Genomic DNA, 26,351 nt, shown 5'->3' on the forward strand with positions numbered 1-26,351 from the left:
CTGTTCCGGGTCAATCTCCTTGTGCCGAAACTCACCCGTCGCCGCCACCGGGCGGCCCCGGGGTGCGCCACCGGTCGAACGGCCGGTCCAGGACATAGCGGCCCGACGGCTGGAGCAGCAGAGCGCGGGTCTCGGCGTTCTCCGGGTTGGACAGGGCCTCGAACTCCTCGACCGTCCAGTGGAACCAGCGCATGCAGAACAGCCGCATGGTGATCCCGTGGGTGACGATCAGGACGTTGGACGGGAAGTCCTCCTGGTCGAAGGCGCGGTAGAGGGTTTCCAGAAACGCCCCGACCCGGTCGTAGACGTCCGCGCCGCTCTCCCCCATCGCGAAGCGGTAGAAGAAGTGGCCGTACGCGTCACGTGCCTTGCGCTGGCGCTGGATGTCCTCGACGTCCTGCCAGTTGCCCCAGTCCTGCTCCCGGAGCCGTGGTTCCTCCTTGGCCCGGGTCAGCCGCGGATCCAGGCCCAGCGCCCGGTAGGTGTTCCAGGTGCGCCGGTAGGGCGACACGAACGCCTGCACCCGCTCGTCGCCGAACAGCTCGCGCAGGCCCTCACCGGCCCGGGTGGCCTGGCGCTTGCCGGTGGCGGTGAGCTCCAGGGCGTGGTCAGGCACCCGCTCGTAAATGGTGTCGTCCCTGTTGCCCTGGGACTCGCCGTGCCGGATGAGCACGATGCGGCGAGGACGTCCCATGGTGATCAGCCTATGGTGCGACCGGGCCGGCAGCGCGCCGGAACCGCCGGGCACCTCGCACATCGTGCCGCCGGCCGGGGCAGCGCACCGGGTCGGCCTGCGTGCCGGCGCCTGCGCACGGCTCAGTGCCGGAGCCCGGACCGGCCGGCTATCAGGTCGTCCGACAATTGCCGGAGCCTTCGCCGTGCCTCCCTGTCATACGCCTGCCGGTCGGCGCGCGCCTCGCTGAGCCCGTTGTAATAGCGCCCGCTCCCGGGTCCGGTGGTATTGATGAGCCGAAGCGTCGCCGTGCCGCCCTCTTCGACGGTGCTCCACGGGCTGATGCCGATCTCCCGCACCATTGTGGTGTCCATGAACGTGGCCGGGTGCAGCGCATCCACCGTGACACCCGTCCCGCTCAGTTCCTCCGCGAGGTCGAAGGTGAACATGATCTGGGCGAGCTTGCTCTGCGAATACGCCCGGGTCGCGTCGTAACCACTCGCCAGCATGGGATCGGAGAAGTCGATGGCCTGCTGTCCCGCCGAGGCGACATTGACGATCCGGGACGGCGCGGCCCCCAGCAGAAGCGGCAGCAGCCGGCGGGTCAGCCGATATCCGGCCAGGTAATTCACCGCGAACCGGCGCTCGACCCCGTACTCGTCGACCTGTCGCCCGCCGCCGGGTGTGGCGCCGCCAATTCCCGCGTTGTTCACCAGCACGTCCAGCCGGTCGGTGCGGGCGGCCACCTCGTCGGCCAGCCGGTCGACCTCCGGCAGCTCGGCGAGGTCGGCGAGCAGCACCTCGGCCCGGTCCTCGCCGGTGGCCTCCAGCACGGCGCCGCGTACCTCCTGCGCGCGGTCGGCGTCGCGGCCGTGGATCAGGACGCGGTCGCCCGCCTCGGCAAGGCGCAGGGCGAGCCAGCGGCCCAGACCGTCGGTGGAGCCGGTGATCAGGACGGTCCGCCGCCCGGGCGCCGTCACAGCGCCGCCGGCCGCAGACGCGACCCGCCGTCGACCGGGAGCACCACGCCGGTGGTGAAGGTCGCGCCGAGCAAATACCCGATCGCCCCGGCGACATCCTCCGGGCGCCCCACCCGCCCGGCCGGCGCGGTCGACGCGAAGCTGTCGAACGCCTGCTGCCGGGCGTCGGCGTCCATCCAGTCCCACCACGGGGTGTCGATGATGCCGGGCGACACGGCATTGACCCGGACCGGCGCCAATTCGACGGCGAGCACCGGGACCATCGCCTCGACGGCCGCGTTGACCGCGGCGAGCCCGGCGGTGCCCGGACGTGCCGAACCGGCGGAGCCGGCGGTCACGAAGGTGATCGAACCGCCGGGACGCAGCGCCTTGAGGGCCGACTGGGCGGCGATGGTCTGGGCCACCAGTTTCCCCTCGGCGGCGGCGCGCAGCCGGGCTATCGGCAGGTCACAGAAAGGTCCTGCGGCGGTGGCGCCGGTGACGGCCACCACCACGTGGTCGACGGGGCCGAGGCCGGCGAAGAAGTCATGGGTGGCCGTCTCGTCCAGCGCGTCCAGCGACGTGCCGGACGCACCGTCCCCGAGCCGAGCGAGCGCGGCGTCCAGCCTGCCCTTGTCCCGCCCGGTGACGATCACCGCGCGGCCGGCCCGCAGCTGCTCCTCCGCGGTGGCCAGGCCGATTCCCGATGTGCCGCCGATGACGACGACGCGTTCTGTCGATGCGGGCATTGCGCTCTCCGATTACGAGACATGGTGACTCGTAAACTCTATGCGAGACAGCGTGCCTTGTAAAGTGGCCCCATGGACGAGACCCCCCCACGCGGCAGACCCCGCAGCGAGACGGCCAGGCGCGCGGTGCTCGACGCGGCGCTGGAGCTGTGCCAGAGCGGCGGATATCAGGCGCTGACGATGAAGGGCATCGCGGAGACGGCGGGAGTCGGCCGTCAGACCGTGTACCGCTGGTGGCCCGCGAAGCAGGACGTGCTGATCGACGCCCTGCGCGACCTCGGGTTGCGCAAGGCGGAGCAGCTGGACCCGGAGACCGGCGACACGCTGCGCGACGTACGGACGCTCCTGGACGCCACGTTCACGCTCACCACCGCACTCACGGGCAACGCCCTGGTCGGGCTGATGGCCGAGGCGCAGCACGACCCCGCACTGTCGCACCGCCTGCAGGCCACCGTCCTCGGCCCCCGGCGGCAGGCCCTGCGGTCGCTGCTGGCCCGCGGCGTGGCGGACGGCTCGCTCTCCGACGCGGCCGCGCCGCTCGACCTCGCGGTCGACTTCGCCTTCGGCACCATGTGGTATCGGCTGATCAGCCAGCACGCCCCGGTGGACACCGGCCTGGCCGAGCAGGTCACCACGGCGCTCGCGACCCTGCTACGGCCGGGCGCCGCCACCGCGATCCAGTCGGTGGCGACCGGCGGGGCGCCCCCGGCCGGCCCCCACGGCGCGGCGTGAGCGCGCCGGCACGCTCAGACCGTCCACGCCTGGACGACGTCGACCACGTCGCCCGCCACGTTCAGCACGTCGTCGTCCAGGCCGGCCCGGTCGGACAGCCGTGCCACCGCTCCCTCGCGGTACTTGCCGTGCTCCGTGGTGGAGTTCCACGCCGAGAGCACCAGGAAGTCGCTCTCCGCACCCTCCGCGAAGACGCCACGCAGCATGCCGGGTGAGCCGGCCATCGCTGGGTTCCAGACGCGTTCCTGCATCTGGACGAAGTGGTCGACGCGGTCCGGGCGCACCTTGCAGAGCGCGACCCGCAGCAGGTCCGCGTCGGAGAAGCGCGGCTCGAAGCCGACCTTCACGTCCAGCCGGCGGGTGAACGTGCGCGCTGCCAGCATCTCGAAGGTGCCGGCCTGGTTGGCCGCCAGCGCCTCGTGCGGCCCGGCCATGAAGGCGTCATAGGGCGCCTGCCCGTCCCAGAAGGCGAAGAGGTGCACCACACCGGGCTGGGAGCGGCTCCAGCCGCCGCCCTGACCGCGGAAGCCCGGCTGCTCCCTGAGCGCGGTCCATCTGCGCTGCCCCCGGTCGAAACCGGCCCGGTCCAGGACGCCGCAGCGTATCCACTTCACCAACACCGCGCCATCGTAGTGGTGCGGAGGCCACGGATCGTCCCTGTCCGCCACTCCGGTCCGCGGCGCCCCGCGGCGCCGGGGCAGTCGCGGGGGACGTGCCGCGCGCACAGCGGTGGGGAGCGGGCCCGCGGGCCCGCTCCCCACCGCTGTCACCTGCCGGTCAGCCGGCCGTGCGCTCCGGTCAGCTGCACCCGCTGGTCGAGCCGCAGCCCTCGCAGAGGTAGCAGCTGCCGGCGCGGCGCATCTTGGTGCCGCAGGAGAAGCACAGCGGAGCGTCGGCGTTGAGGCCGAGCTGGATCTCCAGCAGCTCGGTGGAGTTGTGCGCCTCCTTGGGCGCCGGGGTCTCCGCCGCCGGGGGCTTGGCGACGGCCAGCGGCGCGCGGGGCTCGACCTGCCGCGGTGCGGACTGGGCCAGGCCCTCGACGTCGACGTCGTCCTCGCCCGCCTCGTACGAGCCGGTGTCCAGGTGCCGCTGCCGCTCGTCCGCGGAGTGGATGCCGAGCGCCGAGCGGGTCTCGAAGGGGAGGAAGTCCAGCGCCAGGCGGCGGAAGATGTAGTCGACGATCGACTGCGCCATCCTCACGTCCGGGTCGTCGGTGAGTCCGGCCGGCTCGAAGCGCATGTTCGTGAACTTCGAGACGTAGGTCTCCAGCGGGACGCCGTACTGCATGCCAACGGACACCGCGATGGAGAACGCGTCCATCATGCCCGCGAGGGTGGAGCCCTGCTTGGACATCTTCAGGAAGACCTCGCCCAGACCGTCGTCCGGATACGAATTCGCCGTCATGTAGCCCTCGGCGCCGCCCACGGTGAAGGACGTGGTGATGCCGGGACGGCCCTTGGGGAGGCGCTTGCGCACCGGGCGGTACTCGACGACCTTCTCGACCTGCGCGGCTGCCTGTGCCGTCTTCTCGGCCTTCGTGTCGTCCTTCTTCTTGGCCGAGAGCGGCTGGCCGACCTTGCAGTTGTCGCGGTAGATCGCCAGTGCCTTCAGGCCGAGCTTCCAGCCCTCGTAGTAGACCTCCTCGACCTCCTCCACGGTGGCCGTCTCCGGCAGGTTCACCGTCTTGGAGATGGCGCCGGACAGGAAGGGCTGGGCGGCAGCCATCATGCGCACGTGGCCCATGGCCGAGATCGCCCGTTCGCCCATGGCGCAGTCGAAGACCTCGTAGTGCTCCTGCTTGAGCCCGGGCGCGTCGATCACGTTGCCGTGCTCGGCGATGTGGGCGACGATCGCCTCGATCTGCTCGGGCTGGTAGCCGAGCCTGCGCAGCGCGGTGGGGACCGTGTTGTTCACGATCTGCATCGAGCCGCCGCCGACGAGCTTCTTGAACTTCACCAGGGCCAGGTCCGGTTCGACACCCGTGGTGTCGCAGTCCATCATCAGGCCGATCGTGCCGGTGGGCGCCAGCACCGACGCCTGCGCGTTGCGGAAGCCGTTCTTCTCGCCGAGCCGGATGACGTCCTGCCAGGCCTCGGTGGCCGCGGCCCATACCGGGCTGTCCAGGTCGTCGACCCTGCGGGCGGCGCCGTTGGCGTCGGAGTGCTGCTTCATGACGCGCTTGTGGGCGTCGGCGTTGCGGGCGTAGCCGTCGTAGGCGCCGACGACCGCGGCCAGTTCCGCGGAGCGCTTGTAGGACGTTCCGGTCATCAGCGAGGTGATGGCCCCGGCGAGTCCGCGGCCGCCGTCGGAGTCGTAGGCGTGGCCGGTCGCCATCAGCAGGGCGCCCAGGTTGGCGTAACCGATGCCCAGCTGGCGGAAGGCGCGGGTGGTCTCGCCGATCTTCTCGGTCGGGAAGTCGGCGAAGGAGATCGAGATGTCCATCGCGGTGATGACCAGCTCGACGACCTTGGCGAAGCGCTCCGCGTCGAAGGACTGGCGGCCCTCGCCGTCGTCGCGCAGGAACTTCAGCAGGTTCAGCGAGGCCAGGTTGCAGCTGGAGTTGTCCAGGTGCATGTACTCGCTGCACGGGTTCGACGCGGTGATCCGGCCGGTCTCCGGCGACGTGTGCCAGTGGTTGATCGTGTCGTCGTACTGGATGCCCGGGTCGGCGCAGGCCCAGGCCGCCTCGGCCAGCTTGCGGAAGAGCGACCGCGCGTCGACCTCCTCGATGACCTCACCGGTCATCCTGGCGCGCAGGCCGTAGGGGGCGGCGGACTCGTACGCCTTCATGAACTCGTCGTTGACACGCACCGAGTTGTTGGCGTTCTGGTACTGGACGGACGTGATGTCGTCGCCGCCCAGGTCCATGTCGAAGCCCGCGTCCCGCAGGGCGCGGATCTTCACCTCTTCCTTGACCTTCGTCTCGATGAAGGCCTCGACGTCGGGGTGGTCGACGTCCAGGACGACCATCTTGGCGGCGCGGCGGGTGGCGCCGCCCGACTTGATGGTGCCGGCGGAGGCGTCGGCGCCGCGCATGAAGGAGACCGGACCTGAGGCGTTGCCGCCGGAGGAGAGCAGCTCCTTGGACGAGCGGATACGGGACAGGTTCAGGCCGGCGCCCGAGCCGCCCTTGAAAATCATGCCCTCTTCCTTGTACCAGTCGAGGATCGACTCCATGGAGTCGTCGACGGACAGGATGAAGCACGCGGAGACCTGCTGCGGCTGGGCGGTGCCCACGTTGAACCAGACCGGCGAATTGAAGCTGAAGACCTGGTGCAGCAGCGCGTAGGTCAGCTCGTGCTCGAAGACCTCGGCCTCGTCGGGCGAACCGAAGTATCCGTGCTTCTCGCCCGCCTTCCGGTAGGTGAGAACCACCCGGTCGATCAGCTGCTTCAGGCTCTTCTCACGCTGCGGACTGCCCACCGCGCCGCGGAAGTACTTGCTGGTGACGATGTTGACCGCGTTCACCGACCAGAAGTCGGGGAACTCGACGCCACGCTGCTCGAAGTTGATCGAGCCGTCGCGCCAATTGGTCATGACGACGTCACGGTGCTCCCAGACCACCTCGTCGTACGGGTGCACGCCGGGGGTGGTGTGGATGCGCTCGATGCGCAGGCCCTTGCTCGTCTTGGACCCCTTGGTGCGGGAACCGCGTGCCGGGCCGCTCGTCGTCTCTGTCATTCCGCCTCCCTATACGGGCGAAAACGCCCTGATGTGCGCGGTTCTTCCCGCAGCACGGTGATGTCAATGGCCTCGGCGCGCGGCGCGCTCCGGCGGAAATCTGAGTCCTGCGCGCCGCTCAGTCGGCGGCGGATGCGGGGGCGGGGACACCGAGGTCCTCGTCGAGCCCGCCAGGAGTGGTGGGTGGCAGCTGCTCGCGCAGCTCCGTGATGGCCCGCTCGAAGTCCTCGAGCGAGTCGAATGCCCGGTAGACCGAGGCGAACCGCAGATACGCGACGAGGTCGAGGTCCTGGAGCGGACCGAGTATGGCCAGCCCCACGTCGTGGGTCGACAGCTCCGCGCTGCCGGTGGCCCTGACCGCCTCCTCGACCCGCTGACCGAGCTGGGCCAGGGCGTCCTCGGTGACGGGGCGGCCCTGGCAGGCCTTGCGCACGCCGGCGATCACCTTGCTGCGGCTGAACGGTTCCGTGACGCCGCTGCGCTTGATCACCATGAGTGACGCGGTCTCCACGGTGGTGAACCGGCGACCGCAGTCGGGGCACTGGCGGCGCCGGCGGATGGAGGCGCCGTCATCGGTGGTGCGGCTGTCGACGACACGGCTGTCGGGGTGCCGGCAGAAGGGGCAGTGCATCGTTCCTACTCCCTCCCTCACTCCATGGTGAGCGCGCGACAAAACGACGCTTCCGCGGCGTCTGACGACCCCGTGAAGCAGTCCCAAGCATAGGTGATTGCCCTGACGTTGGACCCGCCGGGTCCCCACTCCGACCACAACCCGTGGGGGCCGGGCCCTATCCAACCACTAGATGTGGTGGAGTGGATTCAACCGACTCGCTGCGCGTGTCGCAAGTCGCCGGGTGTGCGCGACCGTGTCCGCTGCGTATCCGGGACCCCTGCGGGGCGCCGGTGACACACTGGGGTGCGGCGTGGCCGGAGCGTCACACGGGGGCCCCTGCGGCCCGGTCCGGCCGGCGGCGGGCAGGATATGGGGGTCGAACTTCCATTCGATCAATACACCCGGTACCTTGATCACGTCAGCGGATTTATGCAAATTCACTCGAACGTGTGTTTGGCGCAACCTTTCGAAACCCACTACCGTTGTACTAACTGCCCGCGGCTGCGAAGCGGGCCTCCCGCAGTTCATGCGGTGGGAGAACATCTCGAAAGGGGCCGCCGTGACCACCACCGCAGAGAGCGCCACAGGGACATTGACCGCCCATGACCGCTCCCCGGATCGAATCGGCCCGTTGGACGTGATGAACGAAGAGAACAGCCCGAAGCCCGCGCGCTCACTTCCCGGACGGCCCCCGGGTATTCGCGCCGACAGCTCCGGCCTCACCGAACGCCAGCGCAGGGTCATCGAAGTCATCAGGGATTCGGTGCAGCGCCGCGGATACCCCCCGTCCATGCGCGAAATCGGCCAGGCCGTCGGCCTGTCCAGTACGTCATCGGTGGCCCATCAGCTGATGGCACTGGAGCGGAAGGGCTTTCTGCGCCGCGACCCGCACCGACCGCGGGCCTACGAGGTGCGTGCCTCCGACGCCGGGCACCCCCAGCCGACCGACACCTCGGGAAAGCCCTCGGCCTCCTACGTGCCACTGGTGGGGCGGATCGCGGCCGGCGGACCGATCCTCGCCGAGGAGTCGGTCGAGGACGTCTTCCCGCTGCCCCGCCAACTCGTGGGCGACGGCGAACTGTTCGTGCTCAAGGTGGTCGGTGACTCGATGATCGAGGCGGCCATCTGCGACGGCGACTGGGTCACCGTGCGACGCCAGCCGGTCGCCGAGAACGGCGACATCGTCGCCGCCATGCTCGACGGCGAAGCCACGGTGAAGCGCTTCAAGCGGGACAACGGCCATGTGTGGCTGCTGCCGCACAACGCCGCCTACCAGCCCATCCCCGGCGACGAGGCCACCATCCTGGGCAAGGTCGTGGCGGTCCTGCGCAGGGTGTGACGCGCGGGTGTGCCGAGCGCCCCGGAAACCGTACGCGGTTCCGGGGCGCACTCGTTGCCCGGCCCTGCCGTGTGGTCCGCCGGGCCGTCAGACCTTCGCCGCGGCGTCGATCGCGGCCAGCGAGCGCCGCACCTGATTGCGGTCGGTGGTGTACCAGAGGTCGGGCATGGAGGAGCGCAGGAAGCCGCCGTAGCGGGCGGTCGCCAGCCGCGGGTCGAGGACGGCCACCACACCGCGGTCGCCCGACGCCCTGATCAGCCGGCCCGCGCCCTGGGCCATCAGCAGCGCGGCATGGGTGGCGGCGACCGCCATGAAGCCGTTGCCGCCGTGCTCCTCGACCGACTTCTGCCGCGCGCTCATCAGCGGGTCGTCGGGCCGCGGGAACGGGATCCGGTCCATCACCACCAACTGGCAGTTCACCCCCGGCACATCCACGCCCTGCCACAGCGAGAGCGTGCCGAACAGGCACGTCCTGGCATCCTGCGAGAAGGTGCGGATCAGCTCGCCCAGAGTTTCCTCGCCCTGCAGCAGCACCGGGTGGTCCAGCCGGTCGCGCATCGCCTCCGCGGCGGTCTGGGCGCCGCGCATCGAGGAGAACAGCCCGAGCGTACGGCCGCCGGCCGCCTCGATCAGCTCGGCGAGTTCCTCCAGCATGTCCTCACGGCCGGCGTCCCTGCCGGGTGGCGACAGGTGCCTGGCCACGTAGAGGATGCCCTGCTTGCGGTAGTCGAAGGGCGATCCGACGTCGATGCCCTTCCACGGCGCCACGTCCTCGCCCGAGGTGCCCTCGGCAGCCAGGCCCATCGAGGCCGCCACACCGTTGAAGTCGCCGCCGAGCTTGAGGGTGGCGGAGGTGAGGACGACCGAGCGGTCGGTGAACAGCTTCTCGCGCAGCAGCCCCGACACATTGAGCGGGGCGACCCGCAGCGAGGCCCCGAAACGGTCGTGCCGCTCGCACCACACCACGTCGTACTCCGAGGCCGAGACCAGCCGTTCGCAGACCTCGTGCACGTGCTCGACGGCCGCCAGGGCCTGCTTGCGCACCGCGTCCTCGTCCTGCACCGACTTGTCGCGGGTGTCGCCGAGGGCCGTGATCACCTGGCGGCAGGCGTCCCGTAGCGCGGCGAGGACGTAGAGGAGGTCCTCAGGGACCTCCTCCAGCCGTCCCGGCAACGCCAGCTCCATCACCCGCTCGAAGCCCTCCGCGGCGCTCAGCAGGGCGTCGGCGGCCTTCTCGTTGACCAGCCGGGCGGCGCGCTTGACCGCGCGGTTCACGCTGCCCGCGCTCAGCTCGCCGGTCGCCACGCCGGTGACCCGGGAGACCAGCTCGTGCCCCTCGTCGATGATCAGCACTTCATGGCCGGGCAGCACCGGGGTGCCCTCGATCGCGTCGATCGCGAGCAGCGCGTGGTTGGTGACCACCACGTCGGCCAGTTTGGCGCGCTCCCGCGCGGCCTCGGCGAAACACTCCGCGCCGTAGGCGCACTTGGCGGCGCCCAGGCACTCGCGCGAGCTGACCGACACCTGGCCCCAGGCGCGGTCGGACACCCCGGGGGTCAGGCCGTCGCGGTCGCCGGTCTCCGTCTCGTCGGCCCAGTCCCGCATCCGCAGCAGGTCCTGGCCGAGCTTGCTGGTCGGCGCCGCGGCCTCGAAGGGGTCGAAGAGGCCCTCTTCGTCGTCCTGCGGCGCTCCCTCGTGCAGGCGGTGCAGGCACAGGTAGTTCGACCGGCCCTTGAGCATGGCGAACTGCGGCTCACGGCGCAGCAGCGGCTGCAGCGCGGTGACCGTCCGGGGCAGGTCGCGCTCGACGAGCTGGCGCTGGAGCGCCAGGGTGGCGGTGGCGACCACCACGCGCTCCCCGTGAGCGAGCGCGGGCACGAGGTACCCGAGCGATTTACCGGTGCCGGTGCCCGCCTGCACGAGCAGATGGGACTTGTCGTCCACGGCGGCGGCGACGGCCTCGGCCATGGTGACCTGACCGGCCCGCTCCACGCCTCCGACGGCGGTGACGGCGGCGTGCAGCAGGTCGGTGAGCGCGGGTGGGGGCGTGTCAGTCATAGGAAGGCAAGCCTACGGGCAGCCACCGACAACGCCGTCCGGCTGCGCCATTACCGGTCGGCTTCGGCCCCGGTCCGGTCATACGGCGCCAGGTCACAGCGCGTGCAGGGGGTTGGGGACGGTGCCGTGGACTGCGGCGTGCGGCCGCTCGGCGCGGTCGCGGTAGCCGTCGAGGTGCAGCCGGTTGCGGTTGAGGCAGAGCCGGGCGATGCGCGGGGTGAGCAGGTCGAAGCCGGCGAATCGTTCCTTGAGGTGGGGGAAACGTTCCTGGTAGCGGATGATCTCCCCACGCACCAGGCCCCAGAAGACCGTTCCCGGCACTCCCAGCTGGTCCTCGCACAGCGGCGCCAGATACCGCAGCACGCCGACGAAGAGTCCCGAGTGGATGAACTGGGTGAGGAAGCCGGGCTCCTCGGTCAGCAGCACCGCCCGGACCTCGTCGGGCATCGTGTCGTGCTCGGGCAGCGCCTGTGCGCTGACGTTGACGTCGTCGACGAAGTCCTTGACCGCGAGCCGCACCGGCAGGTCCTGCTCGTCGAAGACGACGATGGCGTTCTCGCCGTGCGGGGAGAAGACCGTGCCGTACTGGTAGAGGAAGTGCAGCAGCGGCGGCAGCAGCGCGCCGAACAGATGCCGCAGCCACACTGCCGGGGCGACGCCGGAACGCGCGACGAGCTCCGCGGTGAAAGAGCGTCCTTCCGGGTCGGTGTGCAGCAGCGCGGCCAGCGTACGGGCGCGCTCGCCCGGGTCGAGGTGCGCCGTCAGCGGCTCGCGCCAGATGCAGCCGAGCAGTTCGCGGTACTGGTACGGGACGGTCGGCAGCCGGTCGTACTGCGGATGCGCCACCGTCACCGAGGCGACCTCGCCGAGCAGGATCACCCGGGTCTCGTCGCGCAGGAACGGATCGCCGGCCCGCAGCCCGTCCACCCAGGCGGTGACGGCGGGCGCGGCGAGGGTGCGCTGGGTGGGCAGTCCGCGCCACACCAGGGTGTTGAGCACCGACAGCGGCAACTTGACCGTACGGCGCCGCGGGTGGCTGGTGTTGAGGAAGGTCCTGATGGACTGCTGCGGCACTCTCAGGTCGTTGTCAGTGCCGAGCGCGATGATGGATCCGTCGGCGACAGCGGGGGCGAAGAGCGGCAGCACCACGTGCTCCCACTGCCACGGGTGGACCGGCAGCAGCAGGTGGTCGGCCGGGTCGCGGTCCCGGTCGGCGATGGTGGAGCGGAAGGCGTCGAGTGTGGCGGGCGGGATCTCGTCCGCATAGAGCAGATCGGGGGTGGCCAGGGTGTCGACACCGCGGTATCGGGCGAGGCCGCGGTGCACGGCGATCCACGGCAGCCGGTGCTGTCGGCGGGCCTCGGGCGCCCAGCGGGCCGCGTCGGCGTCGGAGAATCCGAGACGTCCCTTGTTGGCGACCAGCCAGGGGTGTCCTGTCTGGTGTCCTTCGAGCTCCGCGTAGTCCAGCTCGGCCAGCTCGGCGGCCGGCAGCGCGTGGGCGTCCAGCCGCAGGTCGGCGCGCAGCGTGGCCAGGAGCTCGCGGATGAGGTGGCCGGTGGTGTCCCCGCTCAGGCCGAGGACGCCGTTGTGCGCCTGGCTGACGAAGTGCAGCGGATCGCCGTCAGGACCGATGCTCGGGGGGTCCACCTGCCAGCTGCCGTACGCGCCCCTGCGGGCCTGGAAGCGGTAGGTCAGCGTGTCGCTGACCGGCAGGCGGTACGCCGTCGGGCCGGCCGCGGGCTCGGGTTCGGGGACGATCACCTCCTCGTAGGCGAATTCGGCGAGCAGCTTCGCCAGCAGGCGCCGGGCCGCACGCTGCCAGGCCGCGGAGTCGGAGGGAGGGGAGGTGGTGGTCACGGTGGGCTCCTGCGGGGACAGGGGGTGCAGGCGGGTGAGGGAGCACCGGTCGGGGCCGGTCAGAGCAGATGGCGCAGCGAGCGGTCGCGGATCATCAGGGCAGCGCGCTTGCCCGGGACGTCGGCCTCGGCGGACAGCCGGAAGCCCGCTGTGAGAAAGGCTGCCACGGAGGGGGTGTTGCGGAGGTCGGGTTCCGAGATCACACGACCGCAGCCGGGCCGGTGGTCCAGGATCAGCTCGGCCACCGCCTTGATCAGGGTGCTTCCGAGCCCGCGGCCGCGGTCTGCGGCGCCGCCGATGAGCAGGTGGACACCGGTGTCCTGTGGTCTGGCCGGGTAGTGGCGGGACAGCGGATCGAGGTCGGCGCGGTAGATCTCCCAGTAGCTCATCGGGGTGCCGTCGAGCAGCCCCAGGCAGGGGATGCTGCGGCCGTCGCCGCGGAGTTGGGCGTCCAGGTGCCGCCCGGTCACCGCCGGGTCGCCGGCGAGCTCCCAGAACTCCGCGACCGCCGGATCGTTCATCCAGCGGCTGACGAGGGCGAGGTCGCGCGCGGGCTCGGCCGGCAGGAGGCGAAACGTCCCGGCAGGGGTGTCGGCGGGGGCCCATCGGGCGATGTCCCCGATCAGGCCGGTGGCTGCGCCGGCGCGCCCGGCCCGGGGGCCGGGCGCGCCGTGGACCCGTGAGGTGTCGCGGGCGGCGAAGAGCGCGAGGAATTCCGGCGGCAGCGTCAGATCGAGGGTGTCCTCGGTGCCGGGGTCGGCGGATGACACGGTGACTCCTCCTCTGCTGCGTGTGGCGACCGGTCAGACGGCCAGTGGGTTGGGCATGGTGACGTAGACCGACTGGGTGTCGACCGGGCCGACGAGCTCATCCATGCCGTGCAGCCGGGTCAGCAGGTTGGCCTTGCAGCGCAGGTGCGCGCTGTGCAGCAGCAGGCCGGGCAGGCTGCTGCCACCGCGCTGCGCCGCCCGGCTGAGGAAGCGGCGGAACGCGGCGAGCAGCACCTGCTCGTCCGCCAGTTGCTGCGCCCCGAGAGCGCCGATCAGCCCCAGGACATTGTTGATGCCGACGTAGTACGCGAAGCGTTCGTCGGCGATCTCGTCGGCGACGAAGGTGTCGCTGGCGACTCCGAGGCCGGGCAGCCGCCGCTCCAGGTCGGCGCGGTGCGAGGCACGGTAGTAGTACCCCTGGTTGTCCCGGTAGCGGCCGCCGCAGGGCCAGCCGTCGGCGTCCAGCAGCACCAGGGTGTTCTGCTGGTGCGCTTCGAGGGCGATGCCCGCCTCGCCGTCCAGCCAGAGCAGCGGGCCGACCACGGCGTCCAGATACCGCAGGAACCACTCGGTCGCGACGGCAGGACCGGGCCGCCCGGTGCGCTCCGCGAGGCCCGCGATGACCGCGGCAAGCCGCGACCACAGGACGGGCGCCCCGCCGTCGGCGGGCCAGGGGCGCGGCGAGGCCAGTCCGGCGACGCAGTGGGCCCGGTCGCCCGGACCGAACGGATTGTGCCGGAGCACGACGTCCAGGCCGGGTACGGGTTCGCCGTCCGCGGTGTCGACGGCGAGCCAGGCGGGGTCGCGCACGATGTCGAAGCCGGGGTGGGCGGCGCGCCACTGCGCGGCCAGACCGCTGCGCAGCAGCCGGTGGACCTCGGTGCCGCGCAGCAGTTCCTTGCGGAGGTTCTCCCGCCGGGAGTTGGTGATGCGCACGCCCAGCGACAGCTTGAGCATCGCCGGGGCGTCGTGCCGGTAGACGGTCCGCACCGACGAGGTGGGGTGCCACGCCTCGCCGTAGGGGCCCAGGTCGTGCAGCAGCCCGGCCTCGAAGAGGTCGAGCACTTCCGGCCGGTGCCGGATGTCGCGGGCCTGCCAGGGATGCAGCGGCAGCAGCGCGGTGCCCGCCGGCCGGGCCGGGCCGGCGGCGGCGGCGGCGGCGGCGGCGGCGAAGGAGGCGATCAGGTCGGTCGCCCGGATCGGGCGGCCCCGCTCGGTCCAGGCGGAGTCGGTGGCGAGCAGCGCCTCGTCCACCGCGAGCCAGTGCAGCCGGAACGAGCCGCGCGTCTCGGGGGAATAGGCCGCGTTCTCCGCGTCGCTGAGCCCTTCGCGGCTCTTCGGGGCAGGGTGCATCGGGTGCCCGAAGATCAGGGCCTGCTCCGAGTCCAGGAAATGCAGTTCGGCATCGGGAGGACCGGGACGGCTGCGCCGTTCCGCGACGAAGACGGCGGTGCGGCGCACCGAATCGGCCACCCTGGCCACCATGTCGGCCGCCTCCGTGGGCTCGCCGCCGCCCTCCCTGGCCAGCAGCGCGGACAGCTCGACGGCGGTCAGGGCGGGGCCGGCCGTGGTCGGACGGGCGGGCCCGAAGCGGTGGTGGCCGGTGGGCGACCAGTGGCGTACGGCGGCTCGGGCCTCGATCCCACTGGCGGGCAGGGAGATCCGCAGCACGGAGTCGGCGGGCCGTGGCAGGCCCCGTTCGCGTACCCAGCAGCGCAGCAGGTTGTCGGTGGCCGCCGCGTCGGCGGCGCGATAGGCGTCGGGATGCTGCAACGGATCGGGGCCGCTGCCTGCCGGGGCCGCGGAGTGCGGCGTCCCGGCGGGCATCGGGAAGTGCGGGCGCTGAACCGGCAGGCCGGTCACGTCGACGGCAGGGGCGGCTTCTGCGGGGGCGGTCATACGGGGGCTCCACTGGTCGTTGCCGCGGGGCTGCGGAGGGTGTGGGGGGCAGGCGTCATGCGGCGGCGCCCGGTGCGCCGGCGCGGGCGGCCTCGACGGCTCCGGCGAGGCGTTCGAGGACCGCCTCGGCCTGCTCGTCGGTGATGGTCAGCGGCGGCAGCAGCCGGACGACGCTCGCGTGCCTGCCGCCGAGTTCGGTGATCAGCCCGCGGCGCAGGGCCTCACGCTGGACCCGCGCGGCCAGTTGCGGTGCGGCCGGCAGGGCTCCGTAGTCGTCCCGTTCCGCGTCGGTGTCGACGATCTCCATGCCGATCATCAGTCCGCGGCCGCGTACGTCTCCGATGCAAGGATGGTGCGCGGCCAGTCCCCGCAGCCGGCTGAGCATCCGGGACCCGATCGTCTCGGCGCGCTCGTGCAGGGCGTTGCGGCGAACGAAACGCAAGGTAGCAGCGCCCGCCGCCATCGCCAGTTGGTTGCCGCGGAAGGTCCCGGCGTGGGCGCCGGGCTGCCAGCCGTCCAGCTCCTCGCGGTAGACGATCACCGCCAGCGGCAGGCTGCCGCCGATGGCCTTGGACAGCACCATGACGTCGGGCACGATGCCGCTGCGCTCCACAGCCCAGAAGGTGCCGGTCCTGCCGACGCCGGTCTGGACCTCGTCGGCGATCAGCGGGATGCCGCGGTCCGCGGTGACGGACCGCATCCGCCGCAGCCAGCTGTCGGGGGCCGGGATCACGCCGCCCTCGCCCTGGACCGCCTCGAGGATCATCCCGGCGGGCGGCTGCACCCCGCCCTTGGGGTCGTCGAGCTGGTGCGCGGTCCAGCGTGCTGCGAGTTCGGCGCCCCGCTCGCCGCCGATCCCGAAGGGGCAGCGGTAGTCGTACGGATACGGCAGCCGGGTGACCTGGACGTCGGGGCCGCGCAGGGACGCGCGCACCGCGGTGTCACCCGTTGCGGCGAGTGCCGCGGCGGTCATGCCGTGGTAGGCGCCGGAGAAGGCCAGCAGCCCGTCGCGGCCGGTCGCGGTCCTGACGAGCTTGATGGCCGCCTCGACGGCGTCGGTCCCCGCCGGGCTGCAGAACTGGATCCGGCCGTGGTCGGCGAGGGCGGGCGGCAGCGTCTCGAACAGGGCGGTGGTGAAGGCGTCCTTGACCGGTGTCGCGAGATCCAGCACATGCAGCGGCGCTCCGGAGTCGAGGACGCCCCTGATGGCCTCCAGCACGACGGGGTGGTTGTGGCCGAGTGCCAGGGTCCCCGCCCCGGCCAGGCAGTCCAGGTAGCGCCGCCCGTCCGCGCCCTCGACCGTCATCCCCCTGGCCCGCACCGGGACCACGGGCAGCGAGCGCGCGTAGGTGCGCGCGGCCGACTCGCGCTGCGCCTGTCTGCGCAGGATCCCCTCCGCGGCGGTGATGCCGTCGTAGTCGTCGGCCGGCGCCGTGCGATGTCCCGAAGCGCTCGAAATGGCCGCCACGTGCTGTCTCCTCCGAGTCGCCTGCAGTCGATCAGTCCCCCGTCCGTACTAACGACGCGGTGACGGACCGATCACGGGCCGCGCACGGAACTTTCCCGCCGGAACCGGTGCGCGGCGGCTGACCGTCCCTCACCCCGACGGCGTGCTCGTGCGCCGCCCGCGCCGGACACACCACTGATGGCCCGGCACGCAGACTTCGCAGGGGGCTCACGTTCATGTCATCGATACGCCGGTCGTTGATGGCGGCTGCGGCGGCCGTGGCGCTGGTCGCCACGGCAAGCGCATGCGGGTCGTCGGACACCGAGGGCGGCTCCAAGCCCACGGCGACACAGAAGACGACGGCGAAGCCGAAGTTCGATCTCTCCCTTCCGACGTCGCTGCCGACCAGCGTCGCCGATCTGAAGAAGTGGGAGCAGGCGTACAAGCGGGGGGCCTGGAAGAACTGGGACAAAGCCCAATGGCTGCGCAAGGCGGCGGATTTCGTCAACCCGGTGATCGACGGCCTGTGGGACGACGACCGGATGAAGGCCGCCGATCCGCAGGACAAGAACGTGCCGGTCGACGTCGCGTCCGACCAGGGCAAGACCGATCCCGCGCCCGCGCAGGTGACGGCGCGCCAGGTGGCGGCGCCCTACCACCGGAGCGCGCCTGACGTCGGAAAGCTGTTCTTCGACAGCCCCAGGGGATCGATGGTCTGCTCGGCGACCGTGATCCAGGACCCGGCCCACCCCGGCAAGTCCAACCTGGTCTGGACGGCAGGCCATTGCGTGCATGCGGGCGCGGAAGGCGGCTGGTACCGCAACATCGCCTTCGTCCCCGCCTACAACGACTCGGGCAAGGACGCCGCCGCGCTCAAGGGCGCCAAGCGCGACGTGCTGGCGCCGTACGGGGTGTTCTGGGCCGACGGAGCGAGTACGTCGCAGCAGTGGATCGACACCGGTGCCGAGTCGGGCGGCAGCGGCTCGCCCTACGACTTCGCGGTGCTGCACGTGACGCCGGAGCAGGGCGGCAAGTCGCTGGAGGAGACGGTGGGCTCGGCCATGCCGGTGTGGTTCGACGCTCCGACCACGGCTCAGGTCGGCACCCTCGACGCGTGGGGGTACCCGGCGGCTTCGCCCTACGACGGGCAGCGGATGTACGACTGTGCGGGCAAGCCGGGACGGCTCTCGCTCGACGCCCGGCAGCCGACGGAGTACCGCATCGGCTGCACCATGACGGCGGGTTCCTCCGGCGGGGGCTGGTTCGCCAAGCGGCCCGACGGGACGACCGCGCTGGTCAGCAACACCTCGATCGGCCCGGTGACGGCGACCTGGCTGGCCGGCCCGCGGCTCGGAGCGGACGCGGAGAAGGTCTTCGACGCGGTGAGCCGGAAGTTCAGCTGACGGCGGCACGCGGACATGGGTGAGGCCCCGGCTGGAGCCGGGGCCTCACCCATGTGGTGCCGTTCGCGGTGCCGGCTGCTGCCGCGGTTCCTTCGCTAGTGGGTGGCGAGGGTGAACGGGGCCAGTTCCGCCGCCATCTCCTCGTGCACCCGGACCTTGAGCAGAGTGCCGTCGCCGGTGTGCTCCTCGGAGAGCACCTCGCCGCCCGCATGCACCCGGGACACCAGCCCGCCGTGGGTGTAGGGCACCAGGGCCTCCACCTCCACGTCAGGGCGCGGCAGTTCCTCGTCGATCATTTCCAGCAGCACGTCGATGCCCTTGCCGCTGCGTGCCGACACCGCGATGGCGTGCTTCTCGTTGCGCAGCAGGCGCTGGAGCACCAACGGGTCGGCGGCGTCCGCCTTGTTGATCACCACGATCTCGGGCACGTCGAGCGCGCCGACGTCGCGGAAGACCTCGCGGACCGCCGCCAGCTGCTCCTCGGGCACCGGGTGCGAGCCGTCCACCACGTGCAGGATCAGGTCGGCGTCGCCGACCTCCTCCATCGTGGACCGGAAGGCCTCCACCAGGTGGTGGGGCAGATGCCGGACGAATCCGACGGTGTCGGCGAGAGTGTAGAGCCGTCCGCTGGGCGTCTCCGCCCGCCGCACGGTCGGGTCGAGCGTGGCGAACAGCGAGTTCTCCACCAGGACACCGGCACCGGTGAGGCGGTTGAGCAGCGAGGACTTGCCCGCGTTGGTGTAGCCGGCGATGGCCACCGAGGGCACCTTGTGGCGCTTGCGCTCCTGGCGCTTCAGGTCGCGGCTGGTCTTCATCTCCGCGATCTCCCGGCGCATCTTGGCCATCTTCTCGCGGATGCGGCGCCGGTCGGTCTCGATCTTGGTCTCACCGGGACCGCGGGTGGCCATACCGCCGCCGGACGAGCCGGCGCCACCACCACCCATCTGCCGGGACAGCGACTGGCCCCAGCCCCGCAGCCTCGGCAGCATGTACTGCATCTGGGCGAGCGAGACCTGTGCCTTGCCCTCACGGGACTTGGCGTGCTGGGCGAAGATGTCCAGGATCAGCGCGGTGCGGTCGACGACCTTGACCTTGACCACGTCTTCGAGGTGGATGAGCTGGCCGGGGCTGAGCTCACCGTCGCAGACGACGGTGTCGGCGCCGCTTTCCAGCACGATCTCCCGCAGTTCCTGCGCCTTGCCCGAGCCGATGTAGGTGGCCGGGTCCGGCTTGTCGCGGCGCTGGATGACGCCGTCCAGGACGAGGGCGCCGGCGGTCTCGGCGAGCGCCGCCAGCTCGGCCAGCGAGTTCTCGGCGTCGTCCACGGTGCCGGAGGTCCACACGCCGACGAGCACCACGCGTTCCAGCCGCAGCTGGCGGTACTCGACCTCGGTGACGTCCTCCAGCTCGGTGGACAGTCCCGCGACCCGGCGGAGCGAGGCCCGCTCGGAGCGGTCGAGCTGATCGCCGTCCCGGTCCCCGTCGATCTGCGCGCTCCAGGCGACGTCCTCTTCCATCAGGGCGTCGGCCCGAAGGCTCTCGGGGAGGCGCTGGCGGTCGTTCGAAGAGGAAGAAGAGGAGGAGGTCATCGGATCCTTAGGTCGTTCGGTCGGGGTCCGGCACTCGCACGTGCCGTCATTACGATGGTCGCACGCCGGACCGTCGCGGTCACGCGGGTTTCCCGGTGGGTGCGCACAGCTCGCGAACCACTCGTACGGGTGATCCCGGCCGGGAACGGGCCGCCGCCACCAGCCGTTCACTCAGAGTAATCATCAAGAGGCCGGACGCCGGTCCGATGACGATCCGAGGAGTGGGTGCGGTGCGCGAGAACGGAACGGCACGGACGGGATCAGCCGCGGCCCGCGGTGACGGCGGGCTTCGCCCGGTAGACGTCGTAGACACCGGGCACGGCCCGCATGGCGCGCATCAGAGCGGCAAGGGCCTGGGGGTCGGGCAGCTCGACCGTGTAGGTGTGCCGCACCCGGTGTTCCTGCGGCGGCTCCACCGCGGCCGAGACGATCCCGACGCCCTCGGTGGCGATCACCTCGGTGAGGTCGGCGAGCAGTCGCGGGCGGCTGAGCGCCTCGGCGAGCACCGTCGCGCGGTAGCCGCCGGCCGGAGTGCCGTCCCGCCACCCCACGGGCACCGAGGTCCGCCCGGCCGCGGTCATCCTGGCGGTGCTGGGACACTCGGCGCGGTGGACGGTCACGGCGCCGCCGCGGATGACGAAGCCCGTCACCGCGTCGGGCGGGACGGGCGTGCAGCAGCGGGCCAGCCGCACCGTGGCTCCCGGCAGGTCGGTGACCGCCACCGGCTGCGACGACGGAGCGCTGCCCGCGGCTCGGCTGGGCCGGACGGCCGGGGCGGCGGCGGGCTGGTCCTCGTCGGCCGGCGCGGGGTGCTGCGCCAGCCAGCGGGTGATCGCGATCCGGGCCGCGGGGGTGGTGGCGTGTTCGAGCCAGTCGGCCGCCGGGCGGGAGGCGGCGGCATCGTCCAGCAGCAGTTGCAGGCTGTCACCGTCGCGCAGCCGGGTGCCGAGCGGCGCGAGCCGGCCGTTGACCCGTACGCCGATACACCGGCGGCCACCCTCGCCGTGCACCGCGTAGGCGGCGTCCACGCAGCTGGCACCCGCGGGCAGCCTGATGGTGCCGGAGGCGTCACCGCCCTCCGCGGTGAAGACGGTGATCTCGCGGTCCTGCGCGAGGTCGTCACGGAGCGCGGACCAGAAGGTGTCGGGGTCGGGCGCGTCGCGCTGCCATTCGAGCAGCCGGGCGAGCCAGCCGGGCTGGGTCGGGTCGACCCTCCCCCAGACCTCGGCGGCCGCGGACCCCGCGGCGGGCTGGGGCGTGCCGTCGGCGGGCTGCAGGTGCTCCGGGGCGGCGTGCGGGTCGCCGAGGGCGATCACGCCGGCCTCCGCCACCCGGTGCATCTGCCGGGTCCTGACCAGGACTTCGGCGATCCGGCCCTGGTCGTCGGCGATGGCGGTGTGCAGCGACCGGTAGAGGTTGAATTTGGGGGCGGCGATGAAGTCCTTGAATTCGGCGATCACCGGGGTGAAGCAGGTGTGCAGCTCGCCGAGCACGGCGTAGCAGTCGGCGTCCTCGCCGACCAGGACGAGCAGCCGGCCGAAGTCGCCGCCGCCGAGCTCCGCGCCGCCGCGCTTGAGCAGCAGGCGGTGCACGGAGACCGCGTGCCGGGGCCTGATGGCCACCTCCGCCGCGATGTCCGCCTCGCGCAGCACCTTGCGCAGGTCCTCGGCGATCGTGGCCAGCAGGTCGGGCCGCTGCGCGTTCGCGGCGATCATGGCCTGGGTGCGGGCGTATTCGGCGGGATGGAGGATCGCGAAGACCCGGTCCTCCAGCTCGGTCTTGAGCGCCTGCACGCCGAGGCGTTCGGCGAGCGGGATGAGCACGTCCCGGGTGACCTTGGCGATCCTGGCCTGCTTGTCGGGCCGCATCACCCCGAGGGTGCGGACGTTGTGCAACCGGTCGGCGAGCTTGATCGACATCACGCGTACGTCGCTGCCGGTCGCGACCAGCATCTTCCGGAAGGTCTCGGGTTCCGCCGCAGCGCCGTGGTCGACCTTCTCCAGTTTGGTGACGCCGTCGACGAGGTAGGTCACCTCCGCGCCGAACTCCTCGCGCACCTGATCCAGCGTCACGTCCGTGTCCTCGACCGTGTCGTGGAGCAGGGACGCCGTCAGCGTGGTGGTCTCGGCGCCGAGTTCGGCCAGGATCAAGGTGACGGCCAGCGGATGGGTGATGAAAGGCTCACCGCTTTTCCGCGTCTGGCCGCGGTGCGAGGACTCGGCGAGCACATACGCCCGGCGCAGCGTCTCTACGGCCTCAGGGCCGGCCTGCGGATGCCGGGCGCGGTGGACCTTGATGAGGTGTTCGATGGCGCCGGGCAGCCGGTCCCTGGTGCCGGGGCCGAGCAGGGCGGCCCGGCCGAGGCGGCGCAGATCGATGCGCCGCAGACCGCGTCGAGGGGCGTCGGCAGCGCGCTCGGCGTCCACCGCGTTGTCTGCGCTCATCCGCACCTCCGGCAGCATGAACCGGCGGTGGTGGCCCTCACACGACCCGCGGGGCCGCGCCGGTGATTGATGCTATCGAGCCCACCACGTGCGACCGTCACGCTCTCGCCGAGAGTGATCCCCATCACCCGTTCGAGGGACGGTGTACGGGGATTCCTGGCGGAATGAGCGGGGTAGGGGGTTCGGGCCACATCTCGATGCCGGCCGTTCAGCGAGCCGGGTGGGCGGCGGAGAAGGCCGGGGCGAGGACTCCCTCGGCGACGATGACCGCGGGGCCGGTCATCTCGATCTGCCCGTCCGCGTTCTCGGTGATCACCAGCCGGCCGCCGGGGACGTCGACGGTGTAGGTGACGGGGCGGCCGGTCTTCGCCGGGTCGAGGCCGTCGCGGCGGGCGGCGGCGACCATGACGGCGCAGGCCCCGGTGCCGCAGGACCGGGTCTCCCCCGAGCCCCGTTCGTGGACGCGCATGGCCACGTGGCGCGGCCCGCGGTCCACGACGAATTCGACGTTGGTCCCGGTCGGGTAGGTCTCAGCTGGGGCGACCGCGGGAGCGCGGAAGAGGTCTCCGGCGTCGTCGAGGTCGTCCACGAAGACGACGGCGTGCGGGTTGCCCATGTTGACGTGTACCGCAGGCCGGCTGTGGGAGCCGACCGTCACCGTGACAGCGCCGCCGGGCAGGGCCGCACGGCCCATGCCCGCCGTGATCTCGCCGGGCGTGCCGTCGTCGGCGTCCTTGGCGATGTGGATCTCGCGCACCCCGGCACGGGTGGCGACGGGCAGGTCGCCCGGGCCGGCGAGGCCGGCCCGCTGGAGGTAGCGCGCGAAGACGCGGACGCCGTTGCCGCACATCTCGGCGATGCTGCCGTCGCTGTTGCGGTAGTCCATGAACCACTCGGCCCGCCCGGCGAGTGCGGCGGCTTCGGGGTGGGCCGCGGAGCGGACGACACGCAGCAGGCCGTCGCCGCCGATCCCGGCGCGCCGGTCGCACAGCCGGGCGACCTGCTCGGCGGACAGGTCGAGCAGCCCGTCCGGGTCGGGGACGATCACGAAGTCGTTCTCGGTCCCGTGGCCCTTGAGGAAGGTCGAAGGGGCGCCGTGGTGCACGTCAGTCACGTCTCGATCGTACGCGGACGGCGGCCCGGGCGGCGGCGCGGGGCGTCAGCGCAGCCGGGCGACGCGCCAGACGGCCAGCACCGCGAGCAGCGCGATCAGGGCGGCGTAGCCGGCGACGAAGCGCCAGTCGACCCGGACGCCGGACCCGCGGGCGGGCAGGCCCGGCCAGGTGTAGCCGACCCGGCGGGCCGCCATCAGGCCCCAGCCCGCGGAGCAGCAGCACAGCAGCAGACCCAGCATGGCGACGACGGGGCCGGCCTCGCCGGACTCGAAGGCGAGAGGGAAGGCGAACATGAGGGACCCGCCCACGGCGAGCGCGATGATCGGGGCGAGCTGCCAGATCCGCAGCCGCCGTTGCGGTCGCAGTTCACGGAAGGACTGGCCGCCGTCGAGCGGCAGGACGGCGTCGATCGAACCGAGCGGGTCGAGGGGATCGAGCGGGTCGAGGGGATCGAGCGGGTCGCCGAGGGCGTCCAGCGCCTCCAAGTGGGCGAGTTCGCCGAGGTGTTCGGCGTTGCCTGCTGGGACGCCGCCGATCTCCTGTGACGCGGGGGACTCGTGGGAGCCCGCTGCTGGGTCGCGCCCCGGGGGGGTGTCGCGTGGGCCGGCTGCCATCGCCACGCGCCCTCCCAGGTCTCCGACACCGTAGCTAGATGCTCGATGATGGCACGGGCGGGGGGCTCCTCCTGGACGCCGGAGCGTCCCGATGCCATCACGTGATCAGGCTGTGACCGCTTCTTCGAGCAACGCCAGTGCACGGTCGGTGAGTTCCGCATCCTGGGCAGTGAGCCAGTGCACACGCCCGTCGCGCCGGAACCACGAATCCTGGCGCCGTGCGAAGCGTTTCGTGGCCCGCACGGTGTCGGCACGCGCCTGCTCCTCGGTGCACTCCCCGGACAGGGCGGCGAGCACCTGCTGATATCCGAGGGCGCGGGAGGCGGTGAGGCCCTCGCGCAGTCCCACCGCGTCCAGGGCGCGGACCTCGGCGACGAGGCCGGCCGCCCACATGCGGTCGACCCGCAGGGCAATGCGCTCGTCGAGCAGCGGCCGGGGGATGTCGAGCCCGATCTGCACCGTGTCGTAGAGGGACTGCTGGGCGTCGACCTGCGGAAGGTTGGCGGTGAAGGGCCGGCCGGTGATCTCGACGACTTCCAGGGCGCGCACGATCCGCCGGCCGTTGCTGGGCAGGATCGCCCGGCCTGCCGCCGGGTCCACGGCCGCCAGCCGGGCGTGCAGGGCGCCCGGGCCGCGCAGGTCGAGCTCGGCCTCCAGCCGGGCACGGACGGCGGCGTCGGTGCCCGGGAACTCCAGCGGGTCGAGCGCGGCGCGGACGTACAGCCCCGAGCCGCCGACCAGTACCGGGACGCGCCCTGCCGCATGCAGCCGGTCGATCTCGGCGCGGGCCAGCCGCTGGTAGTCCGCGACGTTCGCGGCCTGTGTCACGTCCCAGATGTCCAGCAGGTGGTGCGGCACGCCCTGCCGCTCGTCGGGCGGGAGTTTGGCGGTGCCGATGTCCATGCCGCGGTAGAGCTGCATGGAGTCGGCGTTGATCACCTCGCCGCCCAGAATCCGGGCCAGGGCGACCCCGAGATCCGACTTCCCGGCCGCGGTGGGGCCGACCACGGCGATCACACGGTTCTTCACCGTGCCAGTCTCCCAAAGATCCGGCGCCGGCCCCGATCGGGCGGGATTCCGGGGCTCCAGGACAGATGGCGCGCATTCACAGCGTCGCGGGTATCGTGGACGCGAAGGGCATTTTGCGATGCTTGGGATGTTTTGCGGCCTCGTCGTCGTAGAACGGCGAAGGCCGCCGCCCTGATCGCGTCATCTTCGAGGGAAGGTGCCAGATGAGCTTCATGGACACGCTCAAGGACAAGCTCGGTATGGCGAAGGGCAAGGCCGGCGACATGGCCGAGCAGCACCCGGAGAAGGTCGACTCCGGAATCGACAGGGCGGCGAATACGGCCGACTCGAAGACCGGCGGCAAGCACACCGACAAGATCGACACCGGCGCGGACAAGGCCAGGGACGCCATGGGCAACCGTGGTGACCAGGGCGGCCGGGACTCCGGCGGCTCCGTCTGACGCCCACCTCCCGCTGAAAGCCGCCGCGGCCCGAGGCCGGCGGCGGCGTGGCGCACGATGCCGGACGGCCGCGGAATTCCACCTTCCGCGGCCTGTCCACGCGCACGCACCCTGGTCTGCGCGGGCCGCCGTTACGTCCAGCCGGCCACGAAGTACCCGACCCCGTAGGGCGCCGCCTCGTACAGCAGTTGACCGCCGAGGCCCGCGCCCTCCGCCGCACCCGCAAGCACTTGCCAGGGCGCCCGGCCGACGGCGCTCAGTTCCTGTGCCAGTCCCGGTTCGAGCCCGGCCAGCGCCGCGGTGTCGGCGGCGGCGAGCGCGGCCGCGACGGCCGAGTCGAAGCCCTCGGCCCGCTCGTCCAGATAGCCCGGCGCCTTGACCGTGCGGCAGGCGCTGCCGTCGCCCATGACCAGCAGGGCGATCCGCTCCGCGGACTGGGCGACGTCCCGCCCGGCGTCGGCGCAGCGGTCGGGTGTGAGGTGCTCCGCCACTCCCAGGCCCTCGACGGAGCTCGCGTTCCAGCCGTCGAGCAGCCACGCGGCCACCGCGAGCGAGGGCGGCAGGGCAGCCGCGTCATCGGCCGGGGCGCGGTCGTCGGTCGCCCGCGCCGTACCGAGGCGTACGTCCATTGCGACGCCGAACGGGCGGAAGGAGCCGCGGGCACCCGCCGGAAAGGCGCCGTGGGTCGCCGCGTCCGCCGGGCCGACCGCCACCAGCAGGTCGGGGCGGGCCGCGGCCAGCAGCCCGACGGCGTCCGCGCAGGCGTCCCGCAGCGCGTCCAGCTCGGGAGCAGCTCCGGCCGCCACCGCGGGCACCAGCAGCGGCGGGCAGGGGCAGACAGCGGCAGCGACCAGCATGATCGTCACCCTACCGCCGGTTTTCGGCGGCGACCCGCGGTCCGCCGACTGGCCGGCGCTCCGTGGATCCCGCAACCACCGGC

At 72.0% G+C, this 26,351-nt stretch carries 21 protein-coding genes; 4 read left to right on the forward strand and 17 right to left on the reverse strand.

Going from position 1 to position 26,351, the window contains the following annotated elements; all coding sequences use genetic code 11:
• Nucleotides 1-31 precede the first annotated feature (31 nt).
• The 3 genes from OG702_RS09225 to OG702_RS09235 all read right to left on the reverse strand — a co-directional run bounded on the left by OG702_RS09225 (nucleotide 32) and on the right by OG702_RS09235 (nucleotide 2,381).
• Nucleotides 32-694 (reverse strand): phosphoglycerate mutase family protein, encoded by a 663-nt coding sequence (locus tag OG702_RS09225; protein WP_327288360.1) that lies wholly within the window; start codon nucleotides 692-694, stop codon nucleotides 32-34.
• A 122-nt stretch (nucleotides 695-816) separates the two neighbouring features.
• Nucleotides 817-1,653, reverse strand: a complete 837-nt coding sequence (locus tag OG702_RS09230; RefSeq protein WP_327288361.1) for an SDR family NAD(P)-dependent oxidoreductase — start codon at nucleotides 1,651-1,653, stop codon at nucleotides 817-819.
• On the reverse strand, nucleotides 1,650-2,381 hold the full coding sequence (locus tag OG702_RS09235; protein ID WP_327288362.1) for an SDR family oxidoreductase: 732 nt from the start codon (nucleotides 2,379-2,381) through the stop codon (nucleotides 1,650-1,652). Before OG702_RS09235 ends, OG702_RS09230 begins: the two co-directional genes overlap by 4 nt.
• A 72-nt stretch (nucleotides 2,382-2,453) precedes the next feature.
• Between OG702_RS09235 and OG702_RS09240 the strand changes: the two genes are divergently transcribed.
• A complete protein-coding gene (locus tag OG702_RS09240; protein WP_327288363.1) occupies nucleotides 2,454-3,113 on the forward strand; it encodes a TetR/AcrR family transcriptional regulator in 660 nt (219 codons plus the stop codon).
• A gap of 14 nt (nucleotides 3,114-3,127) precedes the next feature.
• On the opposite strand, the gene OG702_RS09245 is transcribed toward OG702_RS09240, so the two are convergent.
• The 3 genes from OG702_RS09245 to nrdR all read right to left on the reverse strand — a co-directional run bounded on the left by OG702_RS09245 (nucleotide 3,128) and on the right by nrdR (nucleotide 7,425).
• Complete coding sequence (locus OG702_RS09245; RefSeq protein ID WP_327288364.1) at nucleotides 3,128-3,733, reverse strand: DUF4937 domain-containing protein; 606 nt, start codon at nucleotides 3,731-3,733, stop codon at nucleotides 3,128-3,130.
• Between the two features lie 178 nt (nucleotides 3,734-3,911).
• Nucleotides 3,912-6,794, reverse strand: coding sequence for a vitamin B12-dependent ribonucleotide reductase (locus OG702_RS09250; protein WP_327288365.1), 2,883 nt, complete (start codon nucleotides 6,792-6,794; stop codon nucleotides 3,912-3,914).
• Between the two features lie 118 nt (nucleotides 6,795-6,912).
• On the reverse strand, nucleotides 6,913-7,425 hold the full coding sequence (nrdR, locus tag OG702_RS09255; RefSeq protein ID WP_033173865.1) for a transcriptional regulator NrdR: 513 nt from the start codon (nucleotides 7,423-7,425) through the stop codon (nucleotides 6,913-6,915).
• Nucleotides 7,426-7,966: 541 nt separating this feature from the next.
• On the opposite strand from nrdR, the gene lexA reads away from it, so the two are divergent.
• On the forward strand, nucleotides 7,967-8,746 hold the full coding sequence (lexA, locus tag OG702_RS09260) for a transcriptional repressor LexA (protein WP_327288366.1): 780 nt from the start codon (nucleotides 7,967-7,969) through the stop codon (nucleotides 8,744-8,746).
• Nucleotides 8,747-8,833: 87 nt separating this feature from the next.
• Here lexA and OG702_RS09265 read toward each other — a convergent pair whose 3' ends face one another.
• The 5 genes from OG702_RS09265 to OG702_RS09285 form a co-directional block, all read right to left on the reverse strand.
• Nucleotides 8,834-10,804: an ATP-dependent DNA helicase gene (locus tag OG702_RS09265; RefSeq protein WP_327288367.1), complete on the reverse strand. Its 1,971-nt coding sequence runs from the start codon at nucleotides 10,802-10,804 to the stop codon at nucleotides 8,834-8,836.
• Between the two features lie 93 nt (nucleotides 10,805-10,897).
• A complete protein-coding gene (locus OG702_RS09270; RefSeq protein ID WP_327288368.1) occupies nucleotides 10,898-12,661 on the reverse strand; it encodes an IucA/IucC family protein in 1,764 nt (587 codons plus the stop codon).
• Nucleotides 12,662-12,720: 59 nt separating this feature from the next.
• On the reverse strand, nucleotides 12,721-13,431 hold the full coding sequence (locus tag OG702_RS09275) for a GNAT family N-acetyltransferase (protein WP_327288370.1): 711 nt from the start codon (nucleotides 13,429-13,431) through the stop codon (nucleotides 12,721-12,723).
• A gap of 33 nt (nucleotides 13,432-13,464) precedes the next feature.
• Nucleotides 13,465-15,330, reverse strand: coding sequence for an IucA/IucC family protein (locus OG702_RS09280; protein ID WP_327288371.1), 1,866 nt, complete (start codon nucleotides 15,328-15,330; stop codon nucleotides 13,465-13,467).
• 55 nt (nucleotides 15,331-15,385) lie between these two features.
• A complete protein-coding gene (locus tag OG702_RS09285; protein ID WP_442814701.1) occupies nucleotides 15,386-16,789 on the reverse strand; it encodes a diaminobutyrate--2-oxoglutarate transaminase in 1,404 nt (467 codons plus the stop codon).
• A gap of 224 nt (nucleotides 16,790-17,013) precedes the next feature.
• Between OG702_RS09285 and OG702_RS09290 the strand changes: the two genes are divergently transcribed.
• Nucleotides 17,014-18,180 carry a trypsin-like serine peptidase gene (locus OG702_RS09290; protein WP_327288372.1) on the forward strand — a complete coding sequence of 389 codons (1,167 nt, stop codon included), beginning with the start codon at nucleotides 17,014-17,016 and terminating at the stop codon, nucleotides 18,178-18,180.
• Between the two features lie 95 nt (nucleotides 18,181-18,275).
• On the opposite strand, the gene hflX is transcribed toward OG702_RS09290, so the two are convergent.
• The 5 genes from hflX to miaA form a co-directional block, all read right to left on the reverse strand.
• Nucleotides 18,276-19,769, reverse strand: coding sequence for a GTPase HflX (hflX, locus tag OG702_RS09295; protein WP_327288374.1), 1,494 nt, complete (start codon nucleotides 19,767-19,769; stop codon nucleotides 18,276-18,278).
• 260 nt (nucleotides 19,770-20,029) lie between these two features.
• Nucleotides 20,030-22,213: a RelA/SpoT family protein gene (locus tag OG702_RS09300; RefSeq protein ID WP_327288375.1), complete on the reverse strand. Its 2,184-nt coding sequence runs from the start codon at nucleotides 22,211-22,213 to the stop codon at nucleotides 20,030-20,032.
• A 208-nt stretch (nucleotides 22,214-22,421) separates the two neighbouring features.
• Nucleotides 22,422-23,327: a diaminopimelate epimerase gene (dapF, locus tag OG702_RS09305; RefSeq protein WP_327288376.1), complete on the reverse strand. Its 906-nt coding sequence runs from the start codon at nucleotides 23,325-23,327 to the stop codon at nucleotides 22,422-22,424.
• 45 nt (nucleotides 23,328-23,372) lie between these two features.
• Entirely contained in the window at nucleotides 23,373-23,942 is a 570-nt protein-coding gene (locus OG702_RS09310; RefSeq protein ID WP_327288377.1) for a hypothetical protein, read from the reverse strand.
• A 105-nt stretch (nucleotides 23,943-24,047) separates the two neighbouring features.
• Nucleotides 24,048-24,971 (reverse strand): tRNA (adenosine(37)-N6)-dimethylallyltransferase MiaA, encoded by a 924-nt coding sequence (gene miaA / locus OG702_RS09315; protein ID WP_327288378.1) that lies wholly within the window; start codon nucleotides 24,969-24,971, stop codon nucleotides 24,048-24,050.
• 203 nt (nucleotides 24,972-25,174) lie between these two features.
• Between miaA and OG702_RS09320 the strand changes: the two genes are divergently transcribed.
• Nucleotides 25,175-25,411 carry an antitoxin gene (locus OG702_RS09320; RefSeq protein WP_327288379.1) on the forward strand — a complete coding sequence of 79 codons (237 nt, stop codon included), beginning with the start codon at nucleotides 25,175-25,177 and terminating at the stop codon, nucleotides 25,409-25,411.
• A gap of 131 nt (nucleotides 25,412-25,542) precedes the next feature.
• On the opposite strand, the gene OG702_RS09325 is transcribed toward OG702_RS09320, so the two are convergent.
• Entirely contained in the window at nucleotides 25,543-26,268 is a 726-nt protein-coding gene (locus OG702_RS09325; RefSeq protein WP_327288380.1) for a hypothetical protein, read from the reverse strand.
• Nucleotides 26,269-26,351: the final 83 nt, after the last annotated feature.

The organism is Streptomyces sp. NBC_01198 (assembly GCF_036010485.1).
In the GTDB taxonomy this organism is placed as follows: Bacteria; Actinomycetota; Actinomycetes; order Streptomycetales; family Streptomycetaceae; genus Actinacidiphila.